Source organism: Mesorhizobium sp. M1027, from assembly GCF_040318745.1.
In the GTDB taxonomy this organism is placed as follows: domain Bacteria; phylum Pseudomonadota; class Alphaproteobacteria; order Rhizobiales; family Rhizobiaceae; genus Mesorhizobium.
This window is the reverse complement of sequence record NZ_JAMYMW010000001.1, coordinates 381062-396781: the sequence shown is the minus strand read 5'-3', so window position 1 is coordinate 396781 and position 15720 is coordinate 381062. Positions and strand designations below refer to the sequence as shown.

Here is a 15720-nt window from a genome sequence, read left to right as displayed (position 1 = left end):
ACATTTGGGTCCGTGAGCACCGGAAGCGCAGAAAAAATGCCATCAGATGGCCGCCAGAGTAGAGTTTCCAAACGGTCTCTCACAGGTCGATGACGCCGCGCTTACGCAGCAGTATCCACAGGAAGAACGGTGCGCCGGCGACCGCGGTGACGATGCCGATCGGCAATTCGGCCGGGGCGACGATGGTGCGGGCGGCGGCGTCGGCCAAAAGCAGCAGCGCCGCACCAAGCAGTGCCGATGCAGGCAGCAGATAGCGGTTGTCCGGGCCAATCAGCAAACGCAGCAAATGCGGTACGACGATACCGACGAAGCCGATGCCGCCGCTGACCGCGACGGAGGCGCCGACCGCTGCCGAGACGCCGATGATGGCGGTGTATTTCAGCCGCTGCACCGGGATGCCGAGATGGCCGGCGGTGGCCTCGCCAAGCGCCAGCGCGTTGAGGCCGCGCGCCAGGAACGGCATTGCCGCCAGCGCCAGCACGATGACCGGCCCGACCGAGCCGATCTTTTGCCAGGTTGCGCCGCCCAGCGAACCGAGCTGCCAGAAGGTCAGGTCGCGCAATTGCCGGTCGTCGGCCATGAAGATCAGGATTCCGGTCAGCGCCATGGCAAGCGCCGCCAGCGCGATTCCGGCGAGCAGCATGGTGGCGACCGAGGTCCGGCCTTGTCGTGTCGCGACCCGATAGAGCAGCAATGTCGTCGCCAGGCCGCCGCAGAACGCAGCCAGCGGCAAAGCCGTCGTGCCGAGCGCTGAAGTCAACGGCGCCAGCATGGTCGAACCAAGCACGATGACGGCGACCGCACCGAGGCTCGATCCAGCCGAAACGCCGATCAGGCCGGGGTCGGCCAGCGGATTGCGGAACAACCCCTGCATGACGGCACCGGAGACGGCAAGCGATGCACCGATCAGCACGCCCAGAATCATGCGCGGCAGACGGATGTCATGGATGATCAGGCGGTCGCGGGCGCTCAACGCCGCGTCGCCGGGCAACGCGCCGAACAGCCAGTTGTGCATGACGCCGATGGCCGAGGCATCGGATGCGCCGGAGGTCAGCGACAACAGCACGGCGATAGCCAGCCCGACGCAGAGCAGCACGATAACGATGCGGGCGCGCCGCGAACGGTCACCCTCGGCTGCCGTCGCCATGATGGCCGCCGCACCGGCGATCGAATGATCGGCCATCGCGCTCAATCCGCGACCTGGCTGCCATAGAGCGAGACGGCGAGATCATGGATGGCGTCGGCCGTGCGTGGACCGAAGCCGAGCAGGTAGCCGCCGTCCATGCGGATCAGCGTGCGGGCTGCACCCGCCGGCGTCGAAGCGACGGCAGGGTTCGAAAACAATTCGTCATCCGCGGTGACCGGCCCGGCATTGTTCATCATCAGGATCACGTCGGGCCTGGCGGTGATGACTGCCTCGTCCGACAATTGCTTGTAGCCGGCAAAGCCATCGATGGCGTTGATGCCGCCCGACAGCTTGATGATGCCGTCGGCGGCGGTGTCGCTGCCGGCGGCAAGCAGCCTGCCGCCCTGGATCGACAGCACGAACAGGATGCGCTTGCGCTCCTTGATCGAGGCGGTCTGCTTTTTAGCTGCCTTCAGCTTGGCGTCTGTCTGGGCCGCCAGCGCATCGGCCTTGGCCTCGGTGCCGAGCGCCTTGCCGACGATGTGGATCTTTTCGAGAATGCCTTGATTATCATAGCGCTCGGGCACCTCGATGAACGGGATGCTCGTTTTCTTCAGCACGTCGACGGCTTCCTTCGGCCCGCTGCCGTGCAGCGCCAGTATGCCCGACGGATTGACCGACAGGACGCCTTCCGGCGAAAGCTGGCGCATGTAGCCGACATCAGGCAGCTTGAGCGCCGCCTCGGGGTAACGGCTGGTCGAATCGCGGGCAACCAGCCGATCCTGCTCGCCGAGCGCGTAGACGATCTCGGTGATCGAGCCACCAATAGCCACGATCCTCGAGCGACCGGCGAAAGTCGCGATGCCCTCGGCGGCTTGAGCCGTCATCAGCGTGGCGAATGCCAAGAAAACGGCGGCCGCAGGACCAAGCGCCGGCCTGGAGACCGATGCCAGCCTGGAGACAAGAACCATCGTCGTTTTTCCTCAGGCTGCGGTCGGGCTTGGGATACGCGGCAGGTTTTCGGCCAGAAAGCGCCAGTCTTCGCGCTCGCTTTCGCCTTCGTGCCGCCTACCGAAGAACTGGATGATCATCTTGCCGTCGGCGCCATAGACTTCGAGCGACGTGAGATGGCCGTCCTTGGTCGGCTTGCGCACGGCCCAGACCTCATCGATGTGGTCGGTCCGCAGGTGCAGATGGAAGGTTTCGTCGAGCACGTTGAGCCATGGTCCCATCCGCTTGATCGAGGCGACGGGGCCGGAATGGATCTGGATGCAGCCGCGATTGCCGACAAAGCACATGATCGGAATGGCGCCGGCAGCGGCGTGGTTGAACATGGCGTTCACTGTATCCTTGTCCACCAGCCAGGCGTAGTCCTGGCCGACCATGCGCACCGCCTGTCGGCGGCTGATCTTCAGTGTCTTCAGCATGCCGAAGAACTGGTGCACGTCGGTCAACTGGCTCCAGCGGTTGCGCAGATCGTCGACGCTCGCCGAATTGTCCGCAGTCTCGGTCTCGTCAGCCGTGCCCGCTGAAATCGCCACCGTCGGCTCCTGGTTCGGCGATTCCAGCCCGGCCACCAGTTTCTGATAGGCGTAGAGGTTGGAGGCTGGCCTGAGATGCACCTTGTGTACCGCCTCGCCTGCGGTGTCGAAGAACTGCAGGCTGCGGCGGATGTCGGCGCCATCGCGCTTTTCCAGGGCAAAGCCGTGCGCCCAGACTTTTGGGAAAATGCGCAGGTCGATGTTTTCGCCGAGCACCATGGCATTGTGATTGCCGGTGACCACCTTGTCGTAGACGCCAATCTTCTCGTGCACCGCGCTTTCGTTGCGGGTCAGCGCCATCACCTCACCGACAGCTTCGAGGCCAGTCAAGAGGTCGTTGACACGCGGCTCGACGCGCACGACCCCGTCGCCGCAGTGCGCGGCGACCAGTTCGGCCTCCGAAATCCTCAGCTGGGCGGCGAGCTCACGCTCGCGCATCTTCGGATTGTCTGCCCGTGCCCGCCGGATCTCGTGCGGGGCGGGTTTTACGCGCTGGTCCATTTCTACCACCTACTTGTTGAGGATGAGCTTGCCCTGCCGGGTGATCTTCAGCCGATACAGCGCACCGTGATGCTCGATGCCGATCTCGTGCTCACCCTGGAACAGCGTGTTGCTGGACAGCGTTCTCACGGCCGATTGGACCCGCTCGAAACGGATGGAATTTTCGTCGGAACGGCGGACGCGATAGCGAAAGTCGCTGGGATTGTGCGTGTTCATTGGTTCGATCCCTTTCCTGTGCCGGGCATCTGGCTCGGCGCCTGCGTGAAATGCCGATTCAATTCTTGACTAGAATGGTCATGTTATCTAGCAGTGCAATACCGGAGTAAATGAGTCAACATTTAAGACGCCGGACGCGATGAAAAATGCCAGCGAGCCCCAAGCCAGCCAGCATCGAACATGGATTCTTGGAGTTGCAGCATGGGGTTGGCGAATTGGGGACGGCCGGCGGGCAGCGGCCTGGCACACTGGTCGACGGCAAGAAAAATGTGGTCTATGGCAAGCAAAATGGCCGCGTTGCTGGCCGGCGCGGCGGCGATCCCGCTGCTCGCCACACCGGCTTGCGCCCAGCAGGCCGCCCAGCCGGCAACCGACCAGCAGCAGACTGACCCGTCACAACAGCCCGAAAAGGTAAAGCCGGCCCCGGCGGGTACCACGCTGCTCGACAAGATCCTGATCCTCAGCCGTACCGGCGAGACGGCGATCGAGTCGCTTGCTTCAGCCAGCCATGTCGACGAGGAACAGCTCGAGCGCCGCATGGCAACGACGCCCAACGAAATGCTGTTCGGTGTGCCGGGTGTCGCCGTCCAGGCCGACGCAAGGCGTGTCAGCTCCAGCATCAACATCCGCGGCCTGCAGGATTTCGGCCGCGTCTCCGTCATTGTCGACGGCGCTCGTCAGAATTTCCAGCGCTCGGATCATGGCACGCAATCGACCTTCTACATCGATCCCGAATTAATCAAATCCGTCGACGTGATCCGCGGCCCGGTCGCCAACACCTATGGCTCCGGGGCGATCGGCGGCGTCGTCTTTTTCGACACCAAGGATGCGCAGGATTTCCTCAAGTCCGACGAGACCTGGGCAGCAGCAGCGACCGGGCGCTACGAAACCAACGGCGAAGGCTGGACCACCAGCGCCAGCGGTGCCTATCGGATCAACGAGAATTGGGACGTGCTCGGCAACATCGTCTACCGCGATTATGACGACTACAAGCATGGCGGCGGCGACACTGTAGCGGGCACCGGCTTCGATGTCTTGAGCGGGCTGCTCAAGACGACCATCCGCCCCAGCGACAACAGCGAGCTGAAGCTCGGTTGGATCGGCTCGAACGACGGATGGACCGAAACCAGCGGCAGTGCGCCGGTGAACGACGCCGACCTGAAGGCGAATACCTTCACGGCCCGCTACAACATCACCGACGAAGACAGGAGCTGGCTCGATCTCCACATCAACGCGTCTTACAACAAGACCAAGCTCGATCTGACGACCCTTGTCGCGCAAAACCGGTTTGATCCGGTCACCGGTCTTCCGATCATCCTGCCAGCGGGTTCGATGTCGACATTCGATATCGGAACTTCCGGCATCGACATCTGGAACACGTCGAGATTCGAGACCGTTGGAATCGCGCATGAGCTGTCCTATGGCGGCGACTGGGTCGGCGACGATGTCGAGACAGGCGGCGCGGCGGGCGGTGACAGTTTCTACACGCCCTCGGGCGATAGAAACGTCTCCGGCGCCTACGTCCAGGACAAGCTCACCTGGTACTGGCTCGAGGTCATCGCCGGGCTGCGTTACGACAGCTACAAGCTCGACAGCGATGTCGGCGAAACCTCTGGTAACCGGCTGTCGCCACGTATCACAGTGGGCGTTTCGCCCTTCGAAACCGCCGGCCTTTCCGGGCTGCAATTCTACGGCACCTATGCGGAAGGCTACCGTTCTCCGTCGCTGTCGGAGACGCTGATCAGCGGCAATCATCCGTCAGGCGTCAGTTTCCCGTTTCTCCCCAATCCGAATTTGAAGCCTGAAATCGGCAAGACGGTGGAGTTTGGCGTCAATTACAGCACCAATGGCGTCATCGAGGCTGATGACGCGCTGCGGCTGAAGGCGGCCTATTTCAACAACAACGTCGACGACTACATCGACGGCGTGACGTTGTCGCCGTTCGACCCGACCAGCGGCTGCCCATTCGGTCCGGGCATCCCGATCTGCTTCCAGTACCAGAATTTCGCCAAGGCCAGGATCCACGGCTTCGAGATGGAGGGCGTCTATGACGCCGCCTGGGGCTTTGCCGGGCTGTCGGCGTCGGTCACCGACGGCCACACCATCTCCTATGAAGGCGAACGGGCGGACCTTGTCACGGTCCCCTCCTCCCAGGTCACCGGGCAACTCGGGTTTCGCTTCCTCGAGGACAGGCTGACCATCGGCGGCGAGGTGCAATACAACGGCAAGCCGCAGGGCAACGCGGTGGCCAAGGACTATACGCTGGTCAATGCCTTCGCCAGCTACCAGGCGACCGACAATTTCAAGGTCGATTTTCGCGCCGACAATCTGTTCGACGTCAAATACGCCAACCCGCTGAACGCATCGACGACGAGCGTCGTCTACGAGCCCGGCGTCACCCTGAAGCTGGCGGCGACCATGAGGTTTGGAGGCTGAGACAATGACAGGCATGACGGCATCCCTTCGTCTGTTCGCCGCGGTGCTGGCAATATCGCTTGCAGCGGCTCCGGCATGGACACAGCAGCCAGCGCCGGCGCTGAACCTAGAACTGAACGGCGCGCAACCATCCGACAAGGGCTGCCGCCTGACCTTCGTGGTCACCAACAATCTCGGTGCCGATCTGTCCAAGGCGGCATTCGAGGTCGCGCTGTTCAACGAGGTCGGTGTTGTCGATCGGCTGACCGTGCTCGATTTCAAAGAGCTGCCGGCAGGCAAGACCAAGGTGACGCGTTTCGACCTTGCCGGCACCGATTGCGGCAAGCTCAGCCGCGTGTTGATCAACAGCGCCACGGAATGCGCCGGCGCCGAGCCGAATGCCTGCATGCGCCGGCTGAAGACGCAGACCAGGACCGGCATCGCCTTCGGGGTCTGAATTTTGGGACTGGAACCCGCCTTCGCACGAAACGCCATGGCGTGGCCGCTAGCCGGTTTCCTGCCGCCGGAGCCGGACGATCCGGATTTCGCCATCCCGCGCGAGGCGCTGCGTGTTTCGCTGCGCGACAGACCGGAAGACAGTTACATCGTCGATGCCGACGGCAACTTGCATACGGTGCCTGTGGAGCCAATGCGGCAGGCACGACAGAAGCAGCGGCGCCGCAACTGGACGGTGGCGATCGCCTGCTCTTGCGCATTCCACGTAGCCGTGGCGCTGGCTTTTCTCACGCTGCCGGACGACCGGCCAAGGATCGAAGGTGCCGACCAGCAAGGCGAAATGCTGCTCGGCGCCGACCCGCAGCAGGCAGCCGGCGATGTCGGAGACGACCCGGACGTGGCCAACGTGACGATGGTGACGATGCTGGACGCCAGACCGGTGGAAACGGTCGAGGCACAGGCGACTGCGGCGGCGGAGACGCTCCAGCCGGTCACTGGCGCGGCCGAAGCTTCCGGAACAGAAGTGGCCGAGCCGGTCAGCGAGCCCGCCACGGAGGCTGCTGCGCCTGCCGATCGCACCGAGCCCGCACCTACCCAACCCGTCCGGCCAGCCCGCCAGGGCCCATCGCCCGACATTCTTGCGACCGACAGGCTGGTGCCTGCCGACGACAATGCCGTGCCGCCGCCAGTCAGCGCGGTCGAAACGGCCGAGCCTGCCGAGACGAGTGCTCCGGCACCGGCCGACCCGGCGCCGGCCGAAACGGTTCAGACGACCGAGACAGTCGGCGCGGCGGAAGAACCGAAGCCGGAAAGGCCGAAGCCCAAGCAACCGAAAAAGGCAACCGCACAGAAAAAGCCGGCCAGGAGGGCCGAACCAAACGAGCCCGAAAAGCCGGCCTTGCGCAAGAAAGCGAGCAAGGCACTTGCCAAAGCCGATTCCAAGAAGAAAAAGACCGGCTCCGGCGGCCGTGACGAAACGGATGTCGCGCGCGGCGCGGCCGACGGCAAGAAGGACGGCAAGATCCTGACCGCCAGCAGGGGCGGCAAATCAGGCGTCGGCAATGCAACCGTCACCAACTATCCCGGCAAGATCAGGTCTAAGCTGGTGCGGGCGTTCAATTCGACACGCACGCGCGCCACCGGCACGGCTACCGTCGCCTTTACCGTCGCATCGAATGGCAGCGTCCGGTCGGCCAGGCTGACGGGCAGTTCGGGTGTTGCCGCGCTGGACAAGGCCGCACTCGACGCAGTCCGCCGGGCCTCTCCGTTTCCCCCTATTCCAGATGGAGCCGGTCGCTCGGCCTGGCAGTTCGAAGTGCCGCTCGGTATCAGGTAGCGACCATCCCCATGCCGGCACCAAAGTCGGCGCCGCCGCTGCCCGCGATACGCGAACCCTGGCGAAACCCTCAGGCCGCGGCCAGCAGGCTGGCATTGCCGCCCGCCGCCGTGGTGTCGACGCAGACGGCGCGCTCGTGCGCATAGGCGGCCGGATAATAGACTTCGCTGACCAGCGGCACGATCGGGCCGGCGCGCTCGGCGATGACCTTGCGCACGATGCGCGCGGCCTCGGGCGTGCCGGAAAAGGCCACGACATCGACCCGCAGCGAGCGCGCTTCGACCGGGTCCGGCCGGCCGTCGATCGCCGCCAGCGGCAGGCCCTTGCCGGTCAGCGCTGATAGCGCCGCCGGCGCGCCGGGTGCGACCGCGAGCACGGCATTGCCGGCGGCCAGCGCCTGGATCGTCTGGGCAAGCAGCGTATCCGCGTCGGGACCGAGGCACAGCACGCGCCCGCGCGGCGACAGCGACAGCGTGTTGGCCTCGCCGGTCGGCCCGGGCAGGTCGACCTGGCCGAAATCGATCGCGGCTGCAGCGCCGATGGCCGCGGCGCCCTTGCCGCGCAGATGTTTCCTCAGGATGGCGACGCGGTCCGGCCGCGTCGACCAGCCGCCAAGCGCCGGGTCCGGCAGATTGTCGGCGAGCTCGGTCGCCGTCACCTTGCGGCCTTCGGCAAGATGGGTGCCGGCCTCCGGCCCCTTGCGGAAGCGCCGGAGATAATGCGGGCCGCCAGCCTTCGGCCCAGTGCCGGAAAGCCCCTCGCCGCCAAACGGCTGCGCGCCGACGACGGCGCCGATCTGGTTGCGGTTGACGTAGATGTTGCCGGCATTGATGCCGTCGACGAAATGCTGGGCGCGGCCTTCGATGCGGGTGTGCAGGCCGAAGGTCAGGCCATAGCCCTTGCGGTTGATCGCCGCGATCACCGCATCGATCTCGTCGGCATCGAAGGTGGCGACATGCAGCACCGGCCCGAACACCTCGCGCTCCAGCTCCTCGATGCCCTTGACCCGAAAGACGTGCGGCGCAACGAAGCGGCCATCCTTCGGTGCTTCGAGTTTGGCGATCAGCCGGCCCTGCAGGCCCATTTTGGTGCAGTAGTCGCGGATCGACGCTTGCGCCTCGTCGTCGATGACCGGGCCGACATCAGTCGATATCCGCCAAGGGTCGCCGAGGCTGAGTGCTTCCATCGCGCCTTTCAGCATCTCCAGCATCTTCTTCTCGACGTCCTTCTGCACGTAGAGGATGCGCAATGCCGAGCAGCGCTGGCCGGCACTCTGGAAGGCGGAGGCCAGGATGTCGCGCACCGCCTGTTCGGGCAGCGCAGTGGAATCGACGATCATGGCGTTCAGGCCGCCGGTCTCGGCAATCAGCATCGCATCGGGCGCGGCGGTCTCGGCGAGTTGCTTTTCGATCAGCTTGGCGACCTCCGTCGAGCCGGTGAAGCAGACGCCGGCAATGCGCGGGTCAGCGGTCAGCGGGCCGCCGACCGAGGGGCCGTCGCCGGGCAGAAGCTGGATGACATCCTCCGGCACGCCGGCCTCGCGCAGCAGCTGGACGGCGCGAAAAGCGATCAGCGGCGTCTGTTCGGCAGGCTTGGCGATGACGGAATTACCGGTGACGAGTGCTGCCGCGATCTGCCCGGTGAAGATGGCGAGCGGAAAATTCCACGGCGAGATGCAGGCGATGGCGCCGCGCGCCTCGGTGCCCGCCTCGGCATTTGCGGCCTCGGCCGCATAGTAGCGCAGGAAATCGACCGCCTCGCGCACCTCGGCAACGCCGTCGGCGAGCGACTTGCCGGCCTCGCGGGCGGCGAGTGCAAAGAACTCGACGGCGTTCGCTTCGTAGAGATCGGCCGCCCGGTTGAGGATGGCGGCGCGCTCGGCAACCGGGCGTTTTGCCCATGCCGGTTGTGCCTCGACGGCGATGCGCACGGCGGTCTCGACCTGCTTGGCGCCGGCCTCGCTGACCGTGCCGACCACTTCCGAAGGTTTTGCCGGATTGACGACCGGACGCTGCTTGCCATAGCCGGCAGCGCGGCTGACCGGCTTGGCGTGCCAGCGCTCCGGCCCGGCGAACTCGGCCCTCGCCTTGTCGATCGCAGCCAGCGTCAGCGTGTCGGTGATATCGAAACCCTTGGAGTTGCGCCGGCCGGGACCGAAGATCGCCGACGGCGGCACGATCGCCGGATTGGCGGCGGGGCCTTGTTTCTCCACCGTCTCGAGTGGGTCGCGGGCAATGTCCTCGGGCTCGACCTCCTCGTCGGTGAGCTGGTGGACAAAGGAGGAATTGGCGCCGTTCTCCAGCAGCCGGCGGACCAGATAGGCAAGCAGGTCGGAATGGGCGCCGACCGGCGCATAGATGCGGCAGCGCGTGCCTTCGGCTTTGCGCACCGTCTCGTGCAGAGCTTCGCCCATGCCGTGCAGCCGCTGGAATTCGAATGTATCGCGGTCCGTCGTCATCGACAGGATGGCGGCGACGGTGTGGGCGTTGTGGGTGGCAAATTGCGGATAGATACGGTCGGTCATCGCCAACAGCTTCTTGGCGCAGGCCAGGTAGGAGACGTCGGTGTTAGCCTTGCGGGTAAAGACCGGATAGCCGTCGAGCCCGAGCGTCTGTGCCCGCTTGATCTCGGTGTCCCAATAGGCGCCCTTGACCAGCCGCACCATAATGCCGCGGTCGTATTTCCTCGCCAGTTCGTAGAGCCAGTCGATGACGAAGGCGGCGCGCGGTCCATAGGCCTGGACGACGACGCCAAAACCGTTCCAGCCGGCAAGTTCCGGCTCGGCCAGCACCCGTTCGATGACGTCGAGCGACAAATCGAGGCGGTCGGCTTCCTCGGCGTCGATGTTGAGGCCCATGCGCGAATGGCGCGCCGCCAGCGCCAGCGAGAACAGCCGCTCGGCCATGACGGGCAGCATCTTTTCCTTCTGCGTGACTTCATAGCGCGGATGCAACGCCGACAGTTTGACCGAGATGCCGTGGTTCTGGCGGATGTCGGGGCCGTTGGCGCCGGCATCGAGCGACGAGATGGCGTCGGCATAGGCCTTGAGATAACGCAAGGCATCGGCCTCGGTGCGGGCCGCCTCGCCCAGCATGTCGAAGGAATAGAGATAGCCCTTCTGCGTCATCGACCGGCCGCGCCTGACCGCCTCGGCAATGGTGCGGCCGAGCACGAACTGCTCGCCCATCTCGCGCATCGCCGCCGCCACCGCCTTGCGGATGACCGGCTCGCCCAGCCGGCGCACCATGGCGCGCAGCGTGCCTTCGATGCCGCCCTCGCCTTCGTCGAGCACGCGGCCGGTCAGCATCAGCGCCCAGGTAGACGCGTTGATGAAGATCGAGCTCGAGCCGCCCGAATGCGCCGACCAGTCGTGCGGCGCGATCTTGTCGGCGATGAGATCGTCCATCGTCTCGGTGTCGGGCACCCGCAACAGCGCTTCGGCCAGGCACATCAACGCCACGCCCTCCTTGGTCGAGAGGCCGTAGGCGGACAGGAAGACTTCCATCAGCCGCGGATCGGACGAGCCGCGCACTGCCCGCACCAGATCGGCGGCGCGGGCCGAGATCGCCTTTCGGTCTTTCCCCGAAAGCCCCGTCGCCTCGGCCAGCCGCTTCACAGCCTCGTCTTCGTCAGGCAGGTAATTGGCACGGATCTGCTGGCGGATGGCATCGAGCGCTGGCATGACGGTCCTGTAGAGCAAGCATCAGGAGCAGGCCGGCGGTCGCCGGACCGAATGGCGCAAAGCTAGCACAAAGCCCGATCGCAGTCGGTCCAAAGAAATCGACAGCGCAGGTCGATTGATCTATCATGACGGCTGATGCCCGCCATTTTGACCAGAATTTCAATGACAGAAGACCAATTGGACCGCATTGACAGGAACATCCTGTCGGCGCTGGGCAGCAATGGCCGGCTTTCCATGTCGGAACTCGCGGCAAAAGTCGGCCTGTCGAAGACGCCGGTGCAGGCGCGGGTCAAGCGGCTGGAAAAGGACGGCTTTATCAGGGGATACCAGGCGATCATCGATCGCGAGCGCATGGGCGAAGGTCATGTCGCCTTCGTCCAGGTGAAACTGTCCGACACCCGCTCGGCCGCGCTCGACGCCTTCAACCGCGCCGTGCAGGCGGTGCCGGAGATCGAGCAGTGCCACATGATGGCGTCGAGCTTCGACTATCTGCTGAAGGTCCGCACCACCGACATCGCCGCCTACCGCCGCGTGCTCGGCGAGCGCATCTCCGCCCTGCCGCACGTCGCCCAGACCTCGACGTTTGTCGCGATGGAGACGGTGAAGGATCGGTAGGAGAGCGCTGTTGCGGTAATGTTGGCGGAGTGAAGGACTTAGAAAGCCGATCGCTACAGAGCGGGCTGAGCCACCCTCACTCCGCCAGTGTCTTCAAAAACGCCACCAGCGCCGCGCGTTCGCGGTCCGAAAGCTGCAGCGGGTGGATCTCGGATGTGCCCTCGACGCTTGCCGGTGCCTTGGAATAATGCGCCACCACCTCGTCGAGCGAGGAAAACTGCCCGGCGTGCATGTAGGGCGGCCGGGTGGCGGCCCCCCGCAGCGACGGCGTCTTATACGCACGAACGAGTTCCGGCCCGGCCTTGACCATGAAGCGCAGTTCGCGGCAGGCGCTGGCATCGCCGTCGCGAAAGGCGCCGAAACAGTTGAACGGATCGGCCTCGACTTGGCGTACCGCGTCGACGCGGCCGCGATCCGGCGGCAGGCCCGCGACCGGCGGCACGCCGGTGTTGTGGAAGCTGCCGTCGGTAAAACGCGGGCCATTGTGGCAGGTCACGCAATTGGCCTTGCCGACGAACAGCTTCAGGCCGAGGATTTCCTCCGGCGAAAAGGCGGCGTCGCCTTTCGGCTCGGCCCCCGCAGCCAGGTCGATGGCAAAGCGGTCGAAGCGTGTCTGCGGCGGCGCGATCGAGCGCTCGAAGGCGGCGATCGCCTTGCCGATGTTGGCAAAGACGCGGTTGACCTCCTCAGCTTGGCTGGCGGGCATGGCTTTCCAGGCCGCCTTCTCGGCATCGCTGCCAAGCGGGCTGGCATTGGCCGGCACGCCCGAAAGGTTCGGCAGCGGGCCGAAGATGCGCTCATAGCGCTCGCCGAAGCGGGCCTTGATGTAATGCGCGAAGGCGGCGCGGTTGCCGGCCTGCTCCAGCGGATTTTCAAGCGGTGTCAGCGCCTGCGCCCACAGGCTGTCGCGCCGCCCGTCCCAGAAGAACCAGGGATCATGAGCGACGCCGGCCAACGGCATGGTACGACGATTGGTGCGGCCGACCCCGACCGCTTGCGGCAGATCGTCCTGGAATTGGCGGTCGATCTTGTGGCAGGTCGAGCACGATACCGTGCCGTCGCCACTCATCCCGGTGTCGAAGAACAGCGTCGAGCCGAGTGCCGCGGCGGCCGGCACATCGGCGAAGCGATTGGTGGTGTCGGGCTTCAGCGGCGGCAGCCTGGATAGCGCCAGCGAGGCGATGGTCTGCTTTTCGGCATCGGAGAACTCCGGTCTGCCGCAGCCGGCAAGCACGGCCACCACCACCAACACGAGAAGACTGGAAAACCAGCTCATCAGCGGCTCACAGCACCACGTTGAAGACGACAGTGTCCGAACCGGCCGCAGCGGAAATGGCAAAATGCAATTGCCACCACCCGCTCATCGTGAATTTGACCCCGTCGATGCGATAGCGCCCCGCGCCGAGGTAATCGGTCGCCTGTGGGCTGGTCGGCAGACCGTGCTTGTGCTGCGGCATGCCGCCGGAAATCGTTATCGCAGCACCTTCCACCGGCGCACCGTCGACGGTATTCAGCGTCAGCAGCCAGGATTCCAGTTCGCCCTGCCGGATGACGCCTTTCTCGGGCTCGAAAGTCGCCATGAACAGCTTGTTCGCCGTCGTCTTGGAACGGCCTACATCCGAGCTTGGTTGCGGCGCATGCGGCGCCGTCAGATAGACGACGGCCAGCACGCTGGCAAGCAAGGCAGCCAGGGCGAGGCCTCCAAAAAGATAACGCCATAACGATGCCAAACCAATTCCTGTTCTGCGGATAACGTTTCGCTGGGCAGATCGCGTCCCACGCCCCTGTGGGAAATCGCGCCCAGCGCAAGAATCCGCCGTCGCCAAGCATGGCGCTGCCGGCCGCAAAAAGCTACAGCACCGCAATTGCAGGATGGAGGAGTGCTTCATGGCAGGAAACGGCATCGCCTCGATTGGCGAGTGCATGCTCGAGCTTTCGGGCCAGGCCGGGCCGAACTGGCGCATGGGCTTTGCCGGCGACACGTTCAACACTTTATGGGCGCTGCATGCCTTGAGCGGCGAGCGGCCGGCGACCTACGTGTCGGCCTTCGGCGACGACCCGTTCTCGCGCGACCAGATCAAGTTCCTGGCCGAAAACGGCATCGGCATCGGCGCCAGCCCGGTGATAGCGGGCGCCCGCCCCGGCCTCTATGCGATCACCCTGACCGGCGCCGAACGTTCTTTCACCTATTGGCGGGCCGATGCGGCCGCAAGGCAGTTGGCTTCGAACCCAGCCGCATTGCAGAAAAGCCTTGAAAACCAGGCGCTTGTCTATTTTTCCGGAATCACTTTGGCAATTCTCGACGAGGCTCCACGCAAGGTACTGCTGACGGCCGTGGCCACAGCGCGCGCGGCCGGCTCGCTGATCGCCTTTGATCCCAATTACCGGCCGCGGCTGTGGCGCCGGCGCGAGGAAGCACAGGCCGCCATGTTCGAGGCGCTCGCAGTCGCCGACATCGCGCTGCCGACCTTCCCCGACGAGCAGGTGCTGTTTGGTGATACGACACCGCAGGAAACAGCTGAACGGCTGCGAAAGCTGGTCGGCGAAGTCGTCGTCAAGAACGGCGAGGAGCCGGCGCTGATCGCCCGGAACGGCGGCTCGCAATCGGTGCCGGCGGTGCATGTCGCCGCGCCGGTCGACACCACCGGCGCCGGCGACTCCTTCAACGGCGCCTACCTCGCCGCTCGCCTTGCCGGACATGCCCCGGAAGAAGCGGTGCAGCGCGCCCATCGCGTCGCCGCCGCCGTCGTGCAGGTGCGCGGCGCCCTGGCGCCGTTCGAGACGCTGAGGGGTGCGTTCGAGGCACCTGCTATCTGAGCTTGATGACGACCTTGCCCTTGGCGCGTCCTGTTTCGACATAGGCCAGGGCGTCATTGGTCGCTTCGAATGGAAAGACTCGATCCACAACCGGGCGGATCGCGCCGGCTTCGATGAGAGAGGTGATTTTGCTCAGCTGATCGCCCTGCGCCCACATGAAAAGGAACGAAAACTGCACGCCGCGGCGCTTGGCTTTGGCCCGAATTCCGCGGCTCAGGACGCGCAGCACCAGCCTCAGCATCAAATTCAGTCCCTTCTCCCTGGCAAATTCGGGATCCGGTGGACCGGAAATGGAGATGAGCTTCCCACCCGCTTTCAGCACGCTCAGGGATTTTTCCAGTGTTTTGGCGTCCTGGCTGTTCAAGACGACATCGTAGCCTGACAAAACTTTCTCGAAGTCGTCTTTCCTGTAGTCGACGACGACATCGGCGCCGAGGCTTTTCAGCAGTTCGGCACTCGCCGCGCTCGCGGTTGTCGCAACGGTCGCGCCGAGGTGCTTGGCCAACTGAATGGCGAATGTTCCGACGCCGCCGGAACCAGCCTGAATGAAGACCTTCTGTCCCCTCTTCAGGTTTGCCCTGTCGATAAGCGTCTGCCAGGCGGTCAGTCCGACCAGGGGAATCGAGGCCGCTTCTTCCATGCTGAGATTCTCAGGCTTCAAGGCCACGTCGGCTTCATTCACGGCAATGAATTCGGCGAATGTCCCAATCCGGCCATCGCGCGGCCGCGCATAGACATCGTCGCCGGCTTTGAACTTGCGAACTTTCGATCCCACGCGGATAACCGTTCCGGCCACGTCGTGGCCCAGGATGAATGGCCGACGATAGGGCAGGATGAGCTTGAATTCTCCGGTTCTGACCTTGGAATCGAGCAGGTTCACCCCAGCGGCATGGACCTCTACGAGGACATCGCTGTCCTGGAGCTCCGGCTCCGGCATTTCGGCCAGCCGCAGGGTGCCCTTCTTGTTATACTTATCGACAACGAATGCCTTCATGGCAGTTACTTTCTAAGAATG

13 protein-coding genes are annotated in these 15720 nt (G+C 64.6%); 5 read left to right on the top strand and 8 right to left on the bottom strand.

The features are described from left to right. Positions 1–79: 79 nt before the first annotated feature. Genes NKH50_RS01845 through hemP form a run of 4 tightly spaced genes read right to left on the bottom strand, consistent with a single transcriptional unit; the run spans position 80 to position 3384 of the window. Complete coding sequence (locus NKH50_RS01845) at positions 80–1183, bottom strand: FecCD family ABC transporter permease (protein WP_352876315.1); 1104 nt, start codon at positions 1181–1183, stop codon at positions 80–82. A 5-nt stretch (positions 1184–1188) separates the two neighbouring features. Next, a complete protein-coding gene (locus tag NKH50_RS01840; protein ID WP_352876312.1) occupies positions 1189–2097 on the bottom strand; it encodes a heme/hemin ABC transporter substrate-binding protein in 909 nt (302 codons plus the stop codon). Positions 2098–2109: 12 nt separating this feature from the next. Continuing rightward, positions 2110–3168, bottom strand: a complete 1059-nt coding sequence (locus NKH50_RS01835) for a hemin-degrading factor (protein ID WP_352876309.1) — start codon at positions 3166–3168, stop codon at positions 2110–2112. A gap of 9 nt (positions 3169–3177) precedes the next feature. Continuing rightward, positions 3178–3384, bottom strand: a complete 207-nt coding sequence (gene hemP, locus NKH50_RS01830) for a hemin uptake protein HemP (RefSeq protein ID WP_254818229.1) — start codon at positions 3382–3384, stop codon at positions 3178–3180. Positions 3385–3651: 267 nt separating this feature from the next. Here hemP and NKH50_RS01825 point away from each other — a divergent pair, with 267 nt between their 5' ends. From NKH50_RS01825 to NKH50_RS01815, 3 genes are read left to right on the top strand one after another with little or no spacing between them, the layout of a single operon-like run. Continuing rightward, entirely contained in the window at positions 3652–5820 is a 2169-nt protein-coding gene (locus NKH50_RS01825; protein ID WP_502906834.1) for a TonB-dependent hemoglobin/transferrin/lactoferrin family receptor, read from the top strand. A 4-nt stretch (positions 5821–5824) separates the two neighbouring features. Next, the gene (locus tag NKH50_RS01820) at positions 5825–6256 is read left to right on the top strand and encodes a hypothetical protein (protein ID WP_352477656.1); all 432 of its coding nucleotides are present in this window, start codon (positions 5825–5827) and stop codon (positions 6254–6256) included. Between the two features lie 36 nt (positions 6257–6292). Next, positions 6293–7591, top strand: a complete 1299-nt coding sequence (locus NKH50_RS01815) for a TonB family protein (RefSeq protein ID WP_352477655.1) — start codon at positions 6293–6295, stop codon at positions 7589–7591. Between the two features lie 70 nt (positions 7592–7661). Here NKH50_RS01815 and putA read toward each other — a convergent pair whose 3' ends face one another. Next, a complete protein-coding gene (putA, locus tag NKH50_RS01810) occupies positions 7662–11273 on the bottom strand; it encodes a bifunctional proline dehydrogenase/L-glutamate gamma-semialdehyde dehydrogenase PutA (RefSeq protein WP_352876302.1) in 3612 nt (1203 codons plus the stop codon). Between the two features lie 162 nt (positions 11274–11435). Between putA and NKH50_RS01805 the strand changes: the two genes are divergently transcribed. After that, positions 11436–11888, top strand: coding sequence for an Lrp/AsnC family transcriptional regulator (locus NKH50_RS01805; RefSeq protein WP_023676441.1), 453 nt, complete (start codon positions 11436–11438; stop codon positions 11886–11888). Between the two features lie 76 nt (positions 11889–11964). Here the strand turns inward: NKH50_RS01805 and NKH50_RS01800 are convergent, their stop codons facing one another. Both NKH50_RS01800 and NKH50_RS01795 read right to left on the bottom strand, forming a co-directional pair. Further along, positions 11965–13164, bottom strand: coding sequence for a cytochrome-c peroxidase (locus NKH50_RS01800; RefSeq protein ID WP_352876299.1), 1200 nt, complete (start codon positions 13162–13164; stop codon positions 11965–11967). 7 nt (positions 13165–13171) lie between these two features. After that, positions 13172–13714 (bottom strand): FixH family protein, encoded by a 543-nt coding sequence (locus NKH50_RS01795; protein WP_502906827.1) that lies wholly within the window; start codon positions 13712–13714, stop codon positions 13172–13174. Positions 13715–13775: 61 nt separating this feature from the next. Between NKH50_RS01795 and NKH50_RS01790 the strand changes: the two genes are divergently transcribed. Continuing rightward, on the top strand, positions 13776–14705 hold the full coding sequence (locus NKH50_RS01790) for a sugar kinase (RefSeq protein WP_352876296.1): 930 nt from the start codon (positions 13776–13778) through the stop codon (positions 14703–14705). Here the strand turns inward: NKH50_RS01790 and NKH50_RS01785 are convergent. Beyond that, positions 14698–15699 (bottom strand): NADP-dependent oxidoreductase, encoded by a 1002-nt coding sequence (locus NKH50_RS01785; protein ID WP_352876293.1) that lies wholly within the window; start codon positions 15697–15699, stop codon positions 14698–14700. The two genes, NKH50_RS01790 and NKH50_RS01785, sit on opposite strands and share 8 nt — an antisense overlap. Between the last annotated feature and the right edge of the window lie 21 nt (positions 15700–15720).

What these genes read in the sequence shown, in the direction of transcription:
- NKH50_RS01840 (WP_352876312.1), bottom strand. Translation starts at nt 2,097, where the DNA reads ATGGTTCTTGTCTCCAGGCTGGCATCGGTCTCCAGGCCGGCGCTTGGT.
- NKH50_RS01790 (WP_352876296.1), top strand. Translation starts at nt 13,776, where the DNA reads ATGGCAGGAAACGGCATCGCCTCGATTGGCGAGTGCATGCTCGAGCTT.
- NKH50_RS01785 (WP_352876293.1), bottom strand. Translation starts at nt 15,699, where the DNA reads ATGAAGGCATTCGTTGTCGATAAGTATAACAAGAAGGGCACCCTGCGG.
- NKH50_RS01805 (WP_023676441.1), top strand. Translation starts at nt 11,436, where the DNA reads ATGACAGAAGACCAATTGGACCGCATTGACAGGAACATCCTGTCGGCG.
- NKH50_RS01815 (WP_352477655.1), top strand. Translation starts at nt 6,293, where the DNA reads ATGGCGTGGCCGCTAGCCGGTTTCCTGCCGCCGGAGCCGGACGATCCG.
- NKH50_RS01845 (WP_352876315.1), bottom strand. Translation starts at nt 1,183, where the DNA reads ATGGCCGATCATTCGATCGCCGGTGCGGCGGCCATCATGGCGACGGCA.
- NKH50_RS01825 (WP_502906834.1), top strand. Translation starts at nt 3,652, where the DNA reads ATGTGGTCTATGGCAAGCAAAATGGCCGCGTTGCTGGCCGGCGCGGCG.
- NKH50_RS01835 (WP_352876309.1), bottom strand. Translation starts at nt 3,168, where the DNA reads ATGGACCAGCGCGTAAAACCCGCCCCGCACGAGATCCGGCGGGCACGG.
- NKH50_RS01820 (WP_352477656.1), top strand. Translation starts at nt 5,825, where the DNA reads ATGACAGGCATGACGGCATCCCTTCGTCTGTTCGCCGCGGTGCTGGCA.
- putA (WP_352876302.1), bottom strand. Translation starts at nt 11,273, where the DNA reads ATGCCAGCGCTCGATGCCATCCGCCAGCAGATCCGTGCCAATTACCTG.
- hemP (WP_254818229.1), bottom strand. Translation starts at nt 3,384, where the DNA reads ATGAACACGCACAATCCCAGCGACTTTCGCTATCGCGTCCGCCGTTCC.
- NKH50_RS01800 (WP_352876299.1), bottom strand. Translation starts at nt 13,164, where the DNA reads ATGAGCTGGTTTTCCAGTCTTCTCGTGTTGGTGGTGGTGGCCGTGCTT.